At 46.6% G+C, this 18132-nt stretch carries 13 protein-coding genes; 8 read left to right on the top strand and 5 right to left on the bottom strand.

Annotated features, from left to right (window positions below):
* The first annotated feature begins 147 nt into the window (after positions 1-147).
* From Q1A40_RS11825 to Q1A40_RS11805, 5 genes are all read left to right on the top strand, one after another.
* A complete protein-coding gene (locus Q1A40_RS11825; RefSeq protein ID WP_300000313.1) occupies positions 148-687 on the top strand; it encodes an RNA polymerase sigma factor in 540 nt (179 codons plus the stop codon).
* Positions 684-1670 carry a FecR domain-containing protein gene (locus Q1A40_RS11820; RefSeq protein ID WP_300000311.1) on the top strand — a complete coding sequence of 329 codons (987 nt, stop codon included), beginning with the start codon at positions 684-686 and terminating at the stop codon, positions 1668-1670. Before Q1A40_RS11825 ends, Q1A40_RS11820 begins: the two co-directional genes overlap by 4 nt.
* A 118-nt stretch (positions 1671-1788) precedes the next feature.
* Positions 1789-4548 carry a TonB-dependent receptor gene (locus tag Q1A40_RS11815; protein WP_300000309.1) on the top strand — a complete coding sequence of 920 codons (2760 nt, stop codon included), beginning with the start codon at positions 1789-1791 and terminating at the stop codon, positions 4546-4548.
* A gap of 121 nt (positions 4549-4669) precedes the next feature.
* Positions 4670-6376, top strand: a complete 1707-nt coding sequence (locus Q1A40_RS11810; RefSeq protein ID WP_300000308.1) for an ABC transporter ATP-binding protein/permease — start codon at positions 4670-4672, stop codon at positions 6374-6376.
* Entirely contained in the window at positions 6366-9161 is a 2796-nt protein-coding gene (locus Q1A40_RS11805) for a pitrilysin family protein (RefSeq protein ID WP_300000307.1), read from the top strand. Before Q1A40_RS11810 ends, Q1A40_RS11805 begins: the two co-directional genes overlap by 11 nt.
* 230 nt (positions 9162-9391) lie before the next feature.
* On the opposite strand, the gene Q1A40_RS11800 is transcribed toward Q1A40_RS11805, so the two are convergent.
* Entirely contained in the window at positions 9392-9724 is a 333-nt protein-coding gene (locus tag Q1A40_RS11800) for an SMR family transporter (protein ID WP_300000306.1), read from the bottom strand.
* Positions 9725-10340: 616 nt separating this feature from the next.
* Positions 10341-10973, bottom strand: coding sequence for an NAD(P)-binding domain-containing protein (locus Q1A40_RS11795; RefSeq protein WP_300000419.1), 633 nt, complete (start codon positions 10971-10973; stop codon positions 10341-10343).
* Between the two features lie 105 nt (positions 10974-11078).
* Here Q1A40_RS11795 and Q1A40_RS11790 point away from each other — a divergent pair, with 105 nt between their 5' ends.
* Positions 11079-11966: a LysR family transcriptional regulator gene (locus Q1A40_RS11790; protein ID WP_300000305.1), complete on the top strand. Its 888-nt coding sequence runs from the start codon at positions 11079-11081 to the stop codon at positions 11964-11966.
* Between the two features lie 98 nt (positions 11967-12064).
* Positions 12065-12517 (top strand): DUF1198 family protein, encoded by a 453-nt coding sequence (locus Q1A40_RS11785; RefSeq protein ID WP_300000304.1) that lies wholly within the window; start codon positions 12065-12067, stop codon positions 12515-12517.
* Between the two features lie 11 nt (positions 12518-12528).
* On the opposite strand, the gene Q1A40_RS11780 is transcribed toward Q1A40_RS11785, so the two are convergent.
* Positions 12529-13470, bottom strand: coding sequence for a LysR substrate-binding domain-containing protein (locus Q1A40_RS11780; RefSeq protein ID WP_300000302.1), 942 nt, complete (start codon positions 13468-13470; stop codon positions 12529-12531).
* Between the two features lie 130 nt (positions 13471-13600).
* On the opposite strand from Q1A40_RS11780, the gene Q1A40_RS11775 reads away from it, so the two are divergent.
* Complete coding sequence (locus Q1A40_RS11775) at positions 13601-14965, top strand: MFS transporter (RefSeq protein WP_300000300.1); 1365 nt, start codon at positions 13601-13603, stop codon at positions 14963-14965.
* Between the two features lie 97 nt (positions 14966-15062).
* Here Q1A40_RS11775 and Q1A40_RS11770 read toward each other — a convergent pair whose 3' ends face one another.
* Together Q1A40_RS11770 and Q1A40_RS11765 are read right to left on the bottom strand one after the other, a co-directional pair.
* Positions 15063-16607: a methyl-accepting chemotaxis protein gene (locus tag Q1A40_RS11770; protein WP_300000298.1), complete on the bottom strand. Its 1545-nt coding sequence runs from the start codon at positions 16605-16607 to the stop codon at positions 15063-15065.
* A 391-nt stretch (positions 16608-16998) separates the two neighbouring features.
* Entirely contained in the window at positions 16999-18117 is a 1119-nt protein-coding gene (locus tag Q1A40_RS11765; RefSeq protein ID WP_300000296.1) for a methyl-accepting chemotaxis protein, read from the bottom strand.
* Between the last annotated feature and the right edge of the window lie 15 nt (positions 18118-18132).

The following is an 18132-nucleotide window of genomic DNA, read 5'->3' as shown; positions in this document are numbered from 1 at the left end:
TTTTGCTGTTTTAGAGAGTCTGGGACGGGTATTAAAGCGGTAATTTAAAGTGTGGCGAGACGAGAAAAAATTTTAATTATCGATGTAATTTGAGCAGAATATTCACTGGCGTAGACACAGACGCTTTAACGTTTCGATACCCATAAAATGACTATTGATAAATCTTTTGCCCACAAAATCAGTGGTGCATATCAGTCAACTTATAGCCAGCTGGTACGTTTTTTTCGTAATCGGTTAGGTAACAGCAATGATGCTGATGATTTATCACAGGATGTGTTCACCTTATGGCTGCATCGCAAAGCTGACGCTCCCGTAAAAGAGAGCCGGGCCTATTTATTTAAAATTGCCAATAACGTGCTGATCGATCACTGGCGACGCAATCAGCGAAAGAACCATGCTGAAGTCGATGTGGAAGAGAGCTTGCTGGATAACCACGTCAGTATGACTCAAAGCGATCCCAGCGAAATACTTGAACAGCAGCAACGCATACAAAAACTGAGTGAAGCGATAGAACTGCTTCCACCTCGCCGCAGAGAAGCGTTTCTGCTCTACCGATTTGATGGCTTATCGCAAAGCGAGATTGCTGAACGGATGGAAATTTCTGTCAGTATGGTTGAGAAGCATATCGCTGCGGCGTTAGTTCACTGTAAACATCATCTTGATAATACGAGTAATAATCCGTCATGACTGACACGCATTCTCCAGGCGCTGAGTCTGCTGGCACCCTTGATGAACAGGCCGCTTTGTGGTTTACCCGCCGGCATGGACAGCGTATGAGTGAAGCTGACTCTCATCAGTTTGAAAACTGGTTAAAAACCTCCCCGGCACATGCCCAAGCCTATGAATCCATTGCCGGAGTCTGGCGTGAATTTGAGGCTATGCCCAGACCAGCAACAGTGCAACAACCCGCTCGTAAATCGATTTTTTCCCCACTCTGGCGACCACTGGGGCATAGCGTTGCCGCGCTGTTTATTGCCGCTATTTTATTATTACCTTACAGCAAGTTACCCGCTTTACTGCTTGATAACATGACGCTGGTAACCAGTGACAATCCTAAAGAAGTCACTTTACCCGACGGGAGTCAGGTCTTTCTGAATAATCAGACTCGTCTGCGGGTCGCCTATGAAACGAGCGTGCGCCATATCTATCTGGACGAAGGCAGTGTCTATTTCAACGTGAAGTCGAATCCTTATCGCCCGTTTATTATTCAGGCCGACGGACGGGAGATTAAAGTCGTCGGCACCCAGTTTGAAGTCAGCAACCAGCAACATCAGGTCACAGTCCAGGTCAGCCAGGGCGTGGTTAGCTTTAAAACCGGCGAAATGCAAAAAAATCAGTATTTGCTGGCGGGTGACGAGGCAGTCAGTGGATCTGAGAATAGCAACATCATCCTGAGTAAAATCAATGCGCAGGATGTAGCCAGCTGGCGCTTTGGCGAATTAGTCTTTACCGACAAACCTCTGGCGGAAATCCTTACACAACTCAAACCTTATTCAGGTCTCGAGGTTGAGCTCTCCCCCCCATCGCTGGCACAGCAGAAAATCTCCGGGCGTATCGATGTACGGCAGCCAGAGCGTTTTTTCCAGGCGCTTCCTCAGCTTCTTCCCGTTCAGGTAATTTATAAAGACAAAAATAATGTGTTAATTATCAATAACAAAAAAAGCAAATGAAAATTATTTTTATTTGCATGTGAGGATAATTCTCATTTCACCGTCTTCTTAGGCAGTTGTTAATTTTTAGTGGGTTTTAGCACTATTTTGCGCCTCTGATTAAGAAGAAGGGAAAATCATGTCAATTCACTTTGCCCGCCAGCGACTCAAGCCGCTGGCATTTTTGGTAGCTCTCAGCACCACTTCTGCGTTTGCCCAGGATATTACTTTTTCTTTGCCGGAACAGCCTCTGGCTCATTCCGTTGCTCAAATCAGTCGCCAGGGACAGATTCAACTGCTGTATAGCCAGAACCAATTGAATGGCTTGCGTGCCCCTGCCCTGGCGGGTAACTACACGCCACAAACCGCATTACAAAAAATACTTATCGGTAGTGGGCTGGAGTTAGTCAGTGAAAATGGCGTATTTGTCATTCGCCCGCAGAATATTAATCAAGGAAAACTTATCCTGCCAACTACTCAGGTATCAGGCATTACCCTGGCCAATCCCAGTAACGATGTGATTTCTGCCCCGCAATATGTCACTTCCGAAGAGATCCGCCAACGTAATACCGGCGATGGCAATATCACCGACTTAATGAAGACCAACCCTGCAGTGCAGTTTGCTAACAGCGACAGCAACTCTATGAACCAGGGTGAAATTAAGCCTTCACGTATTTCTATTCACGGTTCAAGCAGCTATCAGAATGCCTACCGTCTGGATGGGGTCAGTTTTAACAACGATTTTGACCCGGCGGATAGCGGTTTAGGGGAAACATCGACCCGCCTGAGCACCAGCGATCAGGGGATTTATATTGATAGCCGTCTTATCGATAGTCTGTCGGTGTATGACAATAACATTCCAGTTGAATTCGGTGGTTTTACGGGCGGAACAGTCGATGTTTCCAGCCGCCGCTGGCAGGGTGAAAACAGCGCTCATGCCTATTATCGTGTCACGCAATCTGGCTGGAACAAGCTGTTTAATGATCCGGCACAAAGTATTGATAGCAGCAAAAATGACACCTCTAATCCGGCTCGCTTCCAGAATAAATATAGCAAAGATGACTTTGGCGGCTGGTTTGAAGTGGGCGTAAGTGAAAACTCCGGTCTGGTATTCTCGGCTTCACGGCGTAACTCAACGATTCCGATGACGGTGACAGGGGGAGAGGGGCCGATTTTTGTTGATAATGGCCAAATAGAGATTGTTGAATTTGATGGCGGAACAAAAAAACAGCACCGCACCTCAGATAACTTCTTTCTGAAGTATTCACTTGATGTTTCAGACAGGACTTCCGTCGATTTATCAACAAACTATGCCACTTATACCAGTTATATGTTTTCTTCCAGAGTGATGAACTCCGGATATGACTCTAAACATAACGGACTGGGCATTACCGCGGTACTGAAGCACAGATTTGATATTGGTCAGTTTGAACTCACTGCCAATACTCAGAATTTAAAAGACGATCGCAGTAATGAACAAAAATACGATCTGACACTACGAGCTTTCGGCGATGAGTCTAATGGCTGGCAAATGATCGAACGCAACAGTGGTGGTTTAGGTGATTTAACCTCAAAACAAAAAAATAATAATTTAAAAACTGTGATGCGTTTTGACGCTACAGAAGATGGTTTAGGGCTGATTCACAGCCCTACCCTGGGTGGTGAACTGGCCTATACCAAGGGAACTTACCAACGTGATCAAGACTATTTCCGTTATACCTATCAGGGATCACTTAATGGAGATATCTATACTGGAACCCTGAATAATATTACCCGCTTCCAGGCCGGTTCCTATTCAGCAGATTACACCAGCTACGCCCTGTTTCTCGACGATAATATTGAGTATGGCAAACTGACTCTGCGTCCAGGCGTGCGCATGGACAGAGATGATTTTGTTAAGCAAACCAATATCGCACCACGCCTGTCCGGGGTTTATGACCTGTTTGGCGATGGCAGCACCCAGATTATTGGCGGGGCCAATCGCTACTATGGCCGTTCAATGCTGACCTACGCCCTGTACGGTGCGCAAAATGGCGGCATGCAAAACTGCCAAGGTTACTGGGAACCTTGCTCATTAGATCCAAACCAAAACGAGTGGGATAACCAGAAAGATTACGAGGGTATGGATTCGCTGAAAACCCCGTATAACGATGAGTTAACCGCAGCATTGCAGCAGGAGATCCTCTCCACCACCTGGCGTTTGCAGTACGTTCACCGTGAAGGCTATGACGAAGTCAGAACCCGTACCAAATATAATAGCCGTGACCAGGATAAACGCAGTATTCGTGTCTATGACAATGACGGTCGCAGCTCACACGACACCGTCACCCTGTCAGTCAGAAACAGCCAGCCTTGGGAATGGGCGCAGGCCTCCCACGTAATGAATGCCGCCCTGACCTGGCAAGAATCAAAAAGTAATACGCCAAAAGATGCGGGCTATAGCTCCTTCGATCCTTCTAACCAGGTGAATTTAAATAAAGTCTGGTATGACGGAAAGGTAATTGATGCCTCTAAGCTGCCCTCCACCAGCTTTAACTCACCGTTTAAGTTCAACCTGGAACTGACCAGCGTCTGGGATAACTATGACCTGACCTGGTATAACCGCCTGCAATGGTTTGGTGCGCGTAATCAGGCTGTGCGTTATGACAACTCGTACTACTTCGATAATGAACATGGTCAGATGCGCAAATACACCAAGCAGCACTTCGGTAGTCGATACACCTGGGATACCCGTCTGGGCTGGAAACCTGATTTTGCCTATGGCTTTGGTTTCTCGGTTGAAGTGAATAACGTTCTGAATAATAAGAATGTGGCTGACCGCTTTGTATTCGAAGACCGCATTATCCGATCTTACGATCCTGGCCGTCAGTTCTGGCTACAAGTGAATTACGACCTGTAAGTCCGGCGTTATAAATAGCCGCCTGCTTCAAGTCCCCCCAGCGTCTGAAGTATGGCGGCTATACCCTATGGGTACATATATAAGCAATGTGAGCCATTAAAATAAGATATCCACTAATGTCATGAAGACACTGAAACAATTTTACTTTTTAGTTAAACCTTTTTTAGGGCAGCGTGCTGCCCTTTACTGTTGGACTTTGCTTATTGCCTCCCTGACCCTGACACTGTCATCGGTCTGGTTCAATGTGCAAATGAACAGGTGGAACGGTGATTTCTATAATGCTCTACAAAAATTAGACGGTCAGGCGTTATACGGTTTATTACAACACTTTGTGGTGCTGGTTAGCGGGCTGATTTTTGTCGTGGTGATGGGCAACTATCTTAAACAGATGCTGATCATTCGCTGGCGTAAAGGCATGACGGAGCAAGTACTCACACGCTGGCTCTCGCCATATAGCAAACATTATATGCTGCGCCTAACCTCCCAGGAGCCTGATAATCCGGACCAGCGTATTGCCGAAGATGTGCGACTGCTAATTGAGTCAACGTTAAACCTGCTGGTGACATTCCTGCACTCAGCCCTGACACTCATTTCATTTGCCGCCATTCTCTGGACGCTTTCTGGCAGCCTGAGTTTTACGTTCGCTGGCAACACCTGGACGATTGCCGGTTATATGTTTTGGGCCTGTCTTATTTACACCCTTATCGGGATTGCTCTTACCCAGTGGATTGGTTTTCCACTGCGTCGCCTGCATATGGACAAGCAACGCCGTGAAGCTGACTACCGTAGTATGCTGATTAACTGCCGTCAGCATGGGGATGCGATTGCCGGACAACGGGGTGAATCGCAGGATACCCGGGAGTTGATGACCCGCTTTGGCGAGATAGTCAAAAACTGGAATCAGCTCATTCGCAATGAACGTAACCTGTCATTTTATACCGTTGGCTATCAGCAAGTCACCGCGCTGGCTCCGGTGCTGTTAGCCTTGCCAAAATTTCTTACCGGGGAAATTATGTTAGGTGGACTGATGCAGCTTCGTCAGGCCTTTAGCAATGTAGCCACATCACTTGGCTGGTTTATTTTCGCCTATAAAGAAATTGCCGCCTGGCAGGCTACGGTATCTCGTCTGTACAATTTTGTCGTGTTATTAGAAAACGATAACCCGACTAAAGCAGAAATTACTGACAATAAAACACCACTTTGCGCCTCAATCAACGTCACAGCCGCTGATAACAGTCGCCTTATCGATAATGTCAGTCTGCACGTGAAACCCGGTGAATTACTGTTGATATCCGGTCGTTCTGGTATCGGTAAATCAACGTTATTGCGCACCCTGAGCGGTCACTGGCCTTACTTTAGCGGCGATATTATACGCACCGATAGTCTGATGTGGGTGCCGCAGCGCCTTTACTTACCCATTAACCGTCTCGATAACTTACTGGCTTATCCGCAAGATGCCGCACAATTTAGTGAGAGTGATTTGTGCCGGGTACTCAAGCAAGTGGGGCTGGAAAAGCTTCAATACCAGCTCCGTTTAGAAACTGACTGGAGTCATCGCTTATCCGGAGGGGAACAACAGCGTGTGATGTTTGCCCGTCTGCTGCTTAACCGTCCCGAATTACTATTATTGGATGAAACCACCTCAGCACTGGATGAGGCCAGCGCCCTGGAACTGGTACAGAAACTCAAAACAGAATTACGCGACAGCGCGATTGTTTTAGTCAGCCATCAGCGTTTCCTGTCGTCATTAGCTGAAAACACGCTACACCTCGATGACAAGCCTGATTCTCCTCTCTTAATCTCAGGAACACCTGAATATGTTTCGTAAACTTATAGTACTCACGATGAGTGGGTTTATGCTGGTCAGTTGTGTCACCCACCCGACCACCTCTTCTGACGCCAGCCTGAATACGTTGCTGCCAGTACGCAGTAATTTGCAACATTTCACTCTGGATAATGGATTACACGTTTATCTGTTACAGCGCAGTCAACCCGGTGTAGAACTGCGTTTACTGGTAAAAAGCGGCTCCGTTCAGGAAAATGAACAACAGCTCGGCTTGGCGCACTTTACTGAACATATGGCGTTTAAAGGAACGCGGCATTTTCCAGGCACTACAGGTTTCCGTCAGTTAGAACAGCAGGGCTTTAAACTGGGCAGTCATGTTAATGCCGTCACCAGCCTGAACGCGACGCTGTATCAATTATCACTGCCTGAAGCCACCTCAGCGCAAGTTGCTACCGGCCTGCAAGTGATGTCTGACTGGGCATCGCATATTAGCTTTGATAAAGACGCTTTTGAGAAAGAGCGACCGGTGATTGTTGAAGAGTGGCGTCTGCGTCAGGGAATGGGCTACCGTATTAACGACAGTCTGGAAAAACTCCGCTATCACGGCAGCCGCTATGCCGAACGTAATCCGATCGGTTCTTTGGATATTGTACGTGAGGCGCCTATTGAGCGGGCGATTGAATACTATCAAACATGGTATCAGCCACAGCGTATGTCGCTGGTTGTCATCGGTGATTTTAATCCTACAGCGGTGCGTAAAGATATCGACTCCCTGTTCACTTCACCACCCGCGAAAAATCCGGCGCAAGATGACCCCCAGTGGAAAAAATTCAACCACTCAACGCAGCTGTTAGTTCAACCTGTATTTGACAAAGAACAGGGGCAACGTTTTGTACAGTTCGCCCTGCAAAAAGATGTCGCCGCGCCATTAAATACCCGTCAGGGACAATACGATGATTTAATGGACAGCCTGTGGTTAGCCATCTTAAATCAGCGGTTCTCTGTACTGGTAGATAACGGTGTTCTGCCATCAATCAGTATCAATGAACAAGGCTCAATGCTCGATAGTCGCCGCCTGCAACAATTAATGATTATTCATCCGAAAAGCGATGATTATCTCGGCGCAACACAGGTTCTGTTTACTGAACTCCAGCGTCTGGCGACAGAGCCGGTGACACAACAAGAACTGGATGATGTCAGACAAGCCCTGCTGAAGAAACTGAGTCAGCAAGCGGCAACTGAACAGCGTTACGGTAATGACTACCTGGCAGGTCAGCTGACTACCGCTCTCGAATTTGATATGCCGCTGTGGAATAAACGTCAGCAGTTAGATACCACCTGGCAATTGCTTAAAAATGTGAAGCCCCGGGACTTACAGCAGCATGTCGCCACATTCTTAACTATCGCCTCCCCACGCCTGGCACTGATTGGCCCGGATAGCGATGCGGCGAAATCAGACCCCGAGGCTTTTAATCATCAGTGGCAACAAATCCGCCAAAGTTCGCCAGGGCCTTTCACCAGCCGTTCTAAAACAATTAGCCTGCAACTCCCCCATCCGACAAAAGGGAGCATTACCGCTGAAAGCAGATTACCGGTGGAGAAAACTGAACTCTGGCAGTTAAGTAATGGCATAAAAGTCATTGTTAAAGCGGATAAAAACTTAAAAGAGGATGTGCAGCTTAAACTACAGCTTCCGGGCGGACGTTCATTAGAAACCGAGCAAACCGCGGGTTTAACCGACTGGGCGCTCAAGCTGCCAGAAAGTAGCGGCTATGGTGAATATAGCGCGCGAGAACTGGCTTTACTGGCCAGGCAGAATCAGATATTGCTGCGTCCTTATAGTGAGTTGCTTACCCACGGTTTCCGGATAAAAACGCCGGCGGATAATCTGGAAACAGCACTGCAACTGTTGTATCTCAAACTGACCGCGCCGCAATTTAGCGGTGAAAAACTGGAACAGCAAAAAGAGGCCTTTGCTCTGAGTCAGTCTAAAGTTCCGGTAGAGCGTATCTTCCTCGATAATATCAACAAAGAGGGCTATAACCATGGCGAACTGCTGGTCATTAATCCCGAAGGTGGCTGGCGTAACTTTACGGCTCAGCAATTGCAGCAGGCTAACCGTCAGTTACTGACGTCTACTGCGGATATGACTTTGGTTATCAGTGGTGCAGTCAATAGCCGTGATTTAAAACCGCTGCTGGAACAATGGGTGGCATCACTACCGGTTGCAAACGGTGGACTGGTCTGGCGTGACCAGGGGATTACACCAAAAATGACAACGATGGCTCATCGTTATCCGATCAGTAGTAGCGACAAGAGTATGGTTAGCCTGCAATACTCTGCCCCGGCCCAGTGGTCACAGAAAGATCAGTTAGCCTTGCAGCTATTGGATACGATTGTGAGTCAGCGCTTACGTTCTGAGTTACGTGAAAAAGCCAGCGGGATCTATGCCCTGGGCTTCTCACAGATGCTGGTGAAAAAACCACGTCCTTACTACCTGGCGCGGCTAAATTTCACTACCTCACCTGAGCGTAGTGAAGAGTTAACGCAAATTGCCCAGAAAACGCTGCAACAAATCGGCCTGGCGGGCGTTAATCAAAAAGAGTTGAGCGAAGCCAAAAATATGTGGCTGACAGAAAACGCACAGGGAACGGATAGCTCAGGTTACTGGACTGAAGCCCTGGCGCAAATTGCCTCTGACGATGGCCAGTATCAGCGCCTTAATCAAGAAAATACGCTAATCAATCAGTTAACGACTCAAGATATCAGTGCCCTGGCTAAACGATATTTGGGTAAGAATCAGAAAGTATTTATGATGACGCCTTGAGTTTCATGAATGTAAGCGCCTGCAAACATCAATAATAAAAGCCCAAAAGGCTCCCTTCGGAGCCTTTCAGATTGCTGACAAAGAAGGAAAAAACGTGGTTTTTCCTTCTTTGTGTTATCAGCTGAAAATCAATGAATTGATTTTCCTGTTTATTTTCGTAAATAAGCGCTGAGAATTAGATATCACTTTAGCTTTGTCATCAGTCTCAAAGGCTCCCTTCGGAGCCTTTCTTAATGAACAGAACTTTTTGACAACAAATTGATAATCAACACGCCGATACAAATAAAAGTGATACCAATAATGGCTGGCAGATCAAGCTTCTGGCCGCTGATTATCCAGCCCGCCAGGCTAATCAGAACAATGCCAATGCCAGACCAGATGGCGTAAGCAATACCTGTAGGGATATGACTCAGCACTTGCGACAGCATATAAAATGACACGCCATAGAGCGCTAAAGAGCCTAGCGTGTAGCCGAGTTTTGTGAAACCTTCAGAAAATCTGAGCAAGGTCGTCGCAATCACTTCGGTGATAATCGCTACGCCTAAAAAAATATATGGATTCATTGACCTGCCTCTGAATGGTACGTTATCTGTTGATGATGAAGGCATTTTACTCGATTCTTTGTCAATTTAAATGACAGAGGTGCATTACGACTTCTAACCAGATACCGTTATATTGCGTGTTGAATAAACTGGTCATTAGCGGAATTAATAAATTAAGATAGTGAAGGAATAAAAATTATTTTTACTGAGTGAAACTGTATTCATGTTATCAGTTGACGCATCAGCGCCAAATAACAACAATACAATTCATTTAAAATAAAACCATCCTATTCCCACCACCTTCACCAGTCCAAAAATATACATTAAACTCAGTAGTATAAGAACAAGAGATTATATCTGTAATTAACAGTGACCAGAAAAATCAATCGTTAACTTTTAATTTTCATGATTCTTTTTATACAAATCATCAATTCAGCGGGGTCCTCGCACTTGCCACCTGCACGCAACTCGAATTATTTTGGAGGAAGGAGTATTTCACTTACGGCTTTACAATGTAAAACGCTCCCTCTCTCTATACTTAGAATAATTCGAGCCACCTGTTACATGATAGGCATATAACATATATCGCAGAAACTCATAATTGAAACGAACACTGTATTCTCAATATTTGAGTCATTCACTCAAACTTTTTAGCGCCTTCCACTACCACTGTTAGTTCACTTTTCGTCATCCGAACACAATAGGATGGCATGCCTCGCTCGAAGCGCCAGCCTTCTGAAAGAGAACCGGCATCCAGCGAATCAAAACCAAATTCGTCATATAACCGGCGAACCCTCTCTTTCGTTTCCAAATCATCACCTGCCAGTGGCAGCGCACGGCGCTGTGGATCTCCTGCTGGCAAGCCATCGTTTTCAAGGTCTGGCATTCGAATGGCATTGAATGCTTTGGTTATCTTTGACTCAGGAAGGAAACGGGCAAGATATTCACTGGTTGTCGTACTCCGATTATCCAGTTCTGCCACCTGCCCGTCGCGCTCAGGATAATAATTCACTGCATCAATCAGCGCTTTTCCAGCGAGTTCAGTGACCGGTAGCTGCCCGAGAGCCGTCAACGGTACAGCAATCACCACAATATCGCCATAGATAGCCGCCTCTGCCGCAGTGCCAATTTCACAACCAATCATCGGTTTGAGGCTGAACAAGCTTTGCGGTCCGCGCGAGTTACTCAGCATAACCTGATGTCCTGCTTGTATTGCCAGTTTAGCTATCGTTCTGCCAACAAATCCTGCCCCAATAATGCCTATTTTCATCATCTTTACCTTTCATTTTGTCGTTGGAAAGTTAAGAATAATTGCATACTCATTGTTGATAAATGCTCTTAATTGACATAAATAAACAACAAAAAAGAGGGAATCATGGATCGCTTAACCAGTATGAATGTCTTTGTCAAAACAGCCGATCTGGGTTCCTTCGCCGCAGCGGCGCAGACATTGCGCATTTCACCGCAAATGGTGGCAAAGCATATTGCCCGCCTTGAGTCGAGGCTGGGTACACCATTGATTAATCGCACCACGCGTCGCCAGCATCTCACCGATATCGGACGCAGCTACTATGAACGCTGTAAAATTGTGCTGTCAGAGGCAGAGGCCGCAGATGCCATCGCTCTTGAAATGAAAACCTCACCTTCCGGTACATTACGGATTAATGCCCCGGTAACCTTCGGCAGTTCATCACTGGCCCCATTTATTACGCATTATCTGGCAGAATTCCCGGAAACACAGATTGAACTGACACTGAACGACAGGAGAGTCGATCCGATTGAAGAAGGCTATGAAGTGATCCTGCGTATCGGTGAACTCAGTGACAGTCAGATGATCGCCTATCCGCTGCGTCCCTATCGCCTGATTGCCTGTGCCTCGCCCGATTATCTTGCCAGAAATGGGATCCCCAAAACGCCTGCCGATCTGACTACCCATTCTTGTCTGGTTTACGGCATTTGGTCGCCTCACTCCCCGTGTCGCTGGCAATTTCACCAGAACGGCAAAGTGCAGGAAGTCCATCCCGAGGGCCGACTGCGTTCAAATGACTGGCGGGCACTGCTGCATGCCGCGGTGAGTGGATATGGCGTAACACTTGGACCGGAAGATGTACTGAGTGAAGAGATCAAGGCCGGACGTTTGATTCAGGTATTACCTGACTATGAAGGTCCCTCGCGACCCATGCATATGCTGACGCCCGCGGGATTACGACAAACGGTAAAAATTCGTAGTTTTATTCAGGCAGTGAGACAGGCATTTGGCTGACTCGCTGCGATTACTGATTATTTTAACCTCTAAGCTAAACAGGCTAAGATTACCAGTAATAAACAGATAAGCAGGTAAAAGAGCGGGAACCAGAGTCTATGATTTGGATAATGCTGGCCACACTGATAGTGGTATTTATTGTTGGTTTCAGGGTATTAACATCAGGGACCCGGCGAGCGATTCGTCGTCTGAGTGAACGTTCTGGCGTAGATCTTATCACCGTAGAGTCCATGATCGACGGGATGGGTAAGCAGCCCGGTAACGAGTTTTTACAGTATTTGCATCGCCCGGATGAATCCCATATCCAAAACGCAGTACAAGTCCTGCTTATCTGGCAGGGTGTGATGATCGATGGCAGTCAGCAAAACCTACAACTCTGGCATCGCATCTTGAAGAAAAACCGTCTTGCGGCACCGATAACTGAAGCTCAGTTACGTCTGGCGCTCGGTTTTCTGCGCGAAATGGAAATTGAAATGCAGGAGTTGCGTGACTTTCAGGTTCGTTACAATAGTTTGTTTTTACCTGAAGAGGGCGTGGTCTGGCTGCACTGATACCAGCCTCCTCAAACGATTAAAGGGTGCAAGTTCATCTCTGTACCCTTCACTGCTGCCTGATTAATCATATTAAATTCCTGTTGCAGCCAGCGTTTAATCTGCCGGATATCTTCTCTGTCTGCTTTCTGCTGGCTGGTGACAAAATAGTAATTCCCCCCCGGCAGGCTTCCAGGAAGGGCAATTCGCAGCAATCCTTGCTCCAGCGCATCCTGAATCAGTAACTCACTGGCCAACAGTACCCCCTGCCCGGCTATCGCGGCATGTATAGCGTGGGTCTCATCATCAAAACGAATACCTGACTGCAGCGCCAGATGCGCCGGACCAAAGGCCATCTTCCAGTGTTCCCAGCTCGGCTCAGATGTCGGGATATGACGATTTTCAATATGAAACAAGGTCAGCCCCGCGAGATCGTCAGGTACGTTCAGACGAAGTTGTGGACTGGCTACCAGCACAAAACGGTCCTGATACAGCAAAGTACTGTCGAGACCTTTATCAGCTTGCATACTGTAACGGATAGCACAATCCGCCACAGTGCCACGCACATCCGCTAAATCGGTACTACTATGCAAACGGAGTTCCAGATTGGCATATTGCTGATGTAACGACGATAAACGGGGCACCAGCCAGTGAGTTAAAAAATTCGAGGTCGTACTCAACGTAAGCGTCGAGGACGATTTGGGTGCCTGTATTACGTCTATCGCTTCGCGCAAGGTGGTAAAGATATTGCCCGATGCCCTAAAGAGAACTTCCCCCGCACGAGTCAGCGTGACGCCACGCGCTGAACGAATAAATAACCGCTGATTCAGTGACTCCTCCAGCACCCGAATTTGATGACTGATAGCCGTTGCCGTGACGCCAATTTCTTCGGCAGCCAGTTTAAAACTGGCGTGTCGGGCTACCGCATCAAAAGCACGGATCGCCGTCAATGGGGGTAATCGCTGCTGTTTCATAGCTGAATTAATCTCATCTATTGCTGAATTATATGACTTTGATTTGCAGTATTAATAAGACGTAGTCTGTTTTACATCATCAAAACAAGATGAATAAATCTCATCATATATTATTAACAGGAAGTGCTCTGTGACACAAACCGATACCTTAACATCGACCTCTTCTGTTCGTTATTTGGCACTGCTGGCTCCTTGTATTGCCCAGGCGCTTATCGCACTGGATTACGCGATTGTTTATATTGCACTTCCTACGATCGCACACCAGCTAACCCTCTCCGTCAGCGAAATGCAGTGGGTGATCTCTCTTTATGGATTGAGTTTTGCAGCATTATTGTTAATGGGTGGTAGCCTGTGTGACAAATTCGGAGCACGGCGCGTATTCAGTCTCGGTATGGCGGGTTTTTTACTGGCATCAGCGCTCGGAGGCCTGGCATCTGGCGGTTCATTATTACTCATTGCCCGAGGAGGCCAGGGGCTGGCTGCAGCCATGCTACAACCCGCTGTGATGGCCTTGCTGGCACAACGTTTTCACGGTAAGTCACATAACCGGGCACTGGCAATTTGGAGTGCTATCGGAACCCTGGGACTGATATCCGGAGTTATGCTCGGTGGATTGCTGACAGCTATCAGCTGGCGCACAATTTTCTTTATCAATCTTCCCCCGGGTCTGATTGCGCTCTGGTTAGTACGTAAACATTACCTGCAACAGCGCCCGGACAGGGCTTCACCGTCCGCGGGTATTGCTGCCCTGGTGGGTTGCGGCGCTGCCGGGGCGCTGGTCTGGGCAATGATGCGCTATGCCGAAACAGGTACCATGGATTTTCTCGCAAACCAAATTGCCGCAGCAATGCTGATACTGTTTATTTTACATGAGCGTTTTACAGCGCAGCCTCTGCTGCCGCAGGCTATTCGTGAGATACCCGGTTTGCGAATCGGCTGGCTCAGCAGCGCTTTTTATATGGCAAGTGTTGGCAGTCAGTTTTATGCCATGACCTTGTTGTGGCAGCAAACATTACAATGGGATGCAGTAACGACCGGTCTGTTGTTTACACCACTGGCCCTGCTTATTGTGACTGGCAACCTTATCTATACCCAACTGAGTAAATATTTTTCCAGCGGTCAGTTACTGATGTGCGGATTTGCCGCTGCCGGTCTGGGACTAAAATTACTGTCGGTGACGCCGGACGACCCACTATCAGTCGGTTTTATTACCGGAATCATATTGAGTGGCATCGGGCACGGCGTTATTTTCCCAGCCATGTTTGCAGTCGGTCTGAAGAACGTTCCTTTACCACAGCAAGGACGTGCCAGCGCACTGATCATTACCAGTCAGTATATTGCAGGGGCAATGGCTCTGGCGGTTATCTCTCTGTTTCTCGGGGAGGAGCCTGATATCACTGACTGGAGCGACACATTTTCGCTATTAAGCGCTTTGGCATTTGGCGGTATGCTGGTTGCACTATGTGCCGATAAAAAATATGCCGACAAGAAATAATCAACGGGGCATTGTTATGCCCCCTCAGATTGCTGACTAAAGAAGGAAAAAACGTTTTTCCTTCTTTGTGGTTAGCAGCCAAAAGCAATAATTAGTCTCACTTCAGGGTGAATACCCGAACGCTTTCCAGCAGCAGGCTGGATTGCTCTTTCAGAGAACCACTGGCAGCAGAAGACTCTTCAACTAATGAAGCATTCTGTTGGGTGGTGGTATCAATCTGTCCCATTGCGGCATTAATTTGTTCAATACCATCGCTTTGTTCATGGCTGGCACGCGCAATTTCATCCACCAGTTCTTGTACCCGGGCGACATTTACCACGATTTCCTGCATACCGCTATCTGCCTGGCTAACCAGGCCACGGCCTTGAGTAATTTTACCCACAGAAGCACCAATAATCTCGCGGATCTCTTTCGCAGCACCTGAGCTTCTCTGGGCCAGGGTTCTGACCTCTCCAGCAACAACTGCAAAACCACGGCCTTGTTCACCAGCACGGGCAGCCTCAACCGCAGCGTTCAGCGCCAGTATATTGGTCTGGAAAGCAATACCTTCAATAGCGGTAATAATATCCGTCATCTTTTGTGCACCGCTGTGGATTTCTCCCATCGCAGAGGCCACACTGTGCATTCGCTCACTGTTGGCTTTGACCATTTTGCCTGATTCAGTAAACAGTTCGTTGACCAGGCGTGCATTACTTGCAGTACTTTGAATCGTTGAAGTTAACTGCTCAAGGGTGGCTGCAGTTTGCTCCACGCTGGCGGCCTGTTCTTCGGTACGTGAAGCTAAATCCTGGTTCCCCGCATCTATCTCGTCAGCAGCCATCGCAATATTTTCGGCACCTGAGCTAACATTTTTTACCGTGCTCGCCAGAGCGTTTACCATCTCTTTCAGGGAGAGCATCAGCTGACCCAGCTCATCACGAGAATGAACAATGACTTCAGTCGTGAGATCGCCATGAGCAACCCGACTGGCAACCGTTACCGCTTCTTTTAATGGTCGGGTAATACTGCGAGTAATAACCCAGGAGATAATTAATCCCCCTCCCACACCAAGTACAATCAAAAATAACATCGCTAATTCGTTGTTATGTGATGTATTTTTAATTTCATCATGCGTCTTATTCATCAGTGACTCTTGAAAACTGAGCAAGTTACGTAATGCCTGACGATACTCATCGCTCACAGGAATCATTTTATTCCAGATAAAATCTTCAATAACGTCATGCTCACCACTACCCGCTAATACCACCCCCTCGTTACGGGTCATCAGGTATTTTTCACGTATAGAGGCAATAGCGCTGAGCAGTTTTTTCCCTTCTTCATGTTCAACCAGTGCAACCATTTGTTCCTGAATTTGCGCAGTATCCATACTATTTTTTGCAATTTGCAACATCAGTTTTTGGCGTAATGGCGCTCCTTCTGTCGCCATTGCGGCGATGGTTATGCCATTATTTTTATCAATCTGTGCCAGCCACTGTGCGGTTAAGCGTTCTTTAACTAAATGCTTCTCTACGAGTTCATTGACGTCACTGACATTTTCCCGGCTAAACCAAACAGCGCTAACGCCCATCAGAATCATCAAGGCTAATATCAGCAAAAAACCTGTATTAAGTCTTACACCTACCCGCATATTACTGAATTTCATTCATTTTCCTTATTGTGACATCAACCAAACCAGAAAAACCGGTTATTATGGGTGATATATACCCTAAATAATTCGAGTTGCCTGTAAGTGCCCAGTTCAGCCCGTCGATGAGCATAGACAAACTATGTGATTCGGCGGGGGACGCAAGCAACACCCAGACAACTTGAACTGTGGCGGATATATTGATGGGCCTGCTTATACGGGTATCGGATATGAGTTCATTTTCTGTAGGTATAAATAAAAATAAATATTTTTTATTTCGGATAATGAATTTAAAGCGCGATTTACGTGATAAATGTCTCACTGTCATTGCAAAAACAAAAACAAAACACGACTCATTAAATCATTCGGATGTTGTCCGAACACAGAGCAGTAATAAGTTAAACTGATATTATGGTTTTATCACTTCCAGGTGAATGTTGTACTCATCATGCCCTTCCAGTCGCAAGTTGCTGGTTCTTTTTTGTAACCCAAGAACCTGATTATTCAGTACATCGGCAGAGCTGGCTAATTCTTCAGCCACGGAGATATTGCTTTGAGTCACTTTTTCCAATTCCGATAAGGCAATCGCTATTTGATGAATACCTTTCTCCTGTTCTGCAGTAGAGAGGAAAATATGTTCCATAAGTTCTTCAATATTTGTCGATCCAGAAACAATATCCTGCATATTTTTCTCAGCCTCGGTTACCAGACTGACTCCCTGCATGACATTCTGGCTGGTCGTTTCAATTAACGATTTGATGTTTTTTGCGGATGCCGCACTTTGGTGAGCCAAGTTACGGACTTCACCAGCAACAACGGCAAAACCCTTACCCTGTTCACCGGCTCTGGCGGCTTCCACGGCGGCATTTAGTGCCAGGATATTGGTTTGAAAAGCAATGTTATCAATAACAGTAATAATTTCCTTCATCTTATTAGCGCATCCGGTAATCGAAGCCATATTACTGGTTAATTTCTGCATTAAATGGCTACCATGATCTGCCCAATGATGAGCGCTAACGGTTATTTCACTCAGTATCCGGGTATTTTCAGCATTATTTTTGGTACTCACAGAAATCTGTTCCATGCTGGCAGCCGTCTCGATGAGCATCGCTGATTGCTGCTCTGTTTTTACCGACAAACTGGCACTTTGGGTCACCAAATTATTCGACAAATGCTTTGCAGAGAGTGAGGACTGGCGGATATCCAGAACCAGATTGGTTATTTCAGATGAAAGTTTATTGATGCCGGGAATGAGACGCCCTGCACAATTATTACCAAATTCAGCGATATGAATCGATAAGTTCCCTGAACCAATCTCATCGATATTTTTTTTAACTTCATTAATGGGCCTAACAAGATACAGGGTCATATATGTCCAGAGACTGATAGTCAAAATGCCCCAGGAGATATTAAGCACTAATAAGACTGAAGTACTTACCCCCATAAAAAAAACCAATACATCAATGAGTAAAAAAGAACACACCATAAATAAAATAATGACGTTTCTAATGCTGGCATTTTTAAGCATAACTCATCCTTGGCC

The organism is uncultured Cedecea sp., assembly GCF_947498825.1.
GTDB lineage: Bacteria > Pseudomonadota > Gammaproteobacteria > Enterobacterales > Enterobacteriaceae > JGM124.
The sequence above is the reverse complement of the archived record's forward strand: the minus strand, read 5'-3'. Positions and strand labels throughout refer to the sequence as shown.